Raw genomic sequence first — 387 nt, 5'->3', positions numbered from 1 at the left:
ATCTTAGCATTAAGCAACTTAACTCACTAAGTAATGATTGGCTTTTTTGAACACCAATATTTATCATTTAAGAAAAATCACCTTCGTAATCTTATTGCACTTGCTAAAGCAGATGGACACCTACATTCAGAGGAAGAAAAGATGCTTTACAAAATGGGGGAGAAATACGGTCTTAAGGACAGACAAATAGCTTCACTGATCAGAAGTAACAAACAAACGGACCTTCAAATACCAGAGTCTCACGACCAAAAGATGAATCAATTATACGATTTGGTAACTATGATCTATGCAGATGGTGTGGTTGAAAAGAGTGAAATTGAGTTTTGTGAAGACCTCATGGAAGACTTTGGGTTTAGAAAAGAGGTAGTGAAATGGATGATTGACAAG

1 protein-coding gene is annotated in these 387 nt (G+C 35.9%); it reads left to right on the top strand.

Going from position 1 to position 387, the window contains the following annotated elements; translation table 11 throughout:
- Positions 1 to 33 precede the first annotated feature (33 nt).
- The coding region (locus tag E1176_RS00140; RefSeq protein WP_155208576.1) for a tellurite resistance TerB family protein at positions 34 to 387 on the top strand (354 nt) is incomplete at its 3' end.

The sequence above is a fragment of the Fulvivirga aurantia genome (genome assembly GCF_009711475.1).
Taxonomy (GTDB): domain Bacteria; phylum Bacteroidota; class Bacteroidia; order Cytophagales; family Cyclobacteriaceae; genus Fulvivirga; species Fulvivirga aurantia.
Note: the sequence above shows the minus strand (reverse complement) of the source record. Positions and strands in the feature narration are given on the sequence as shown.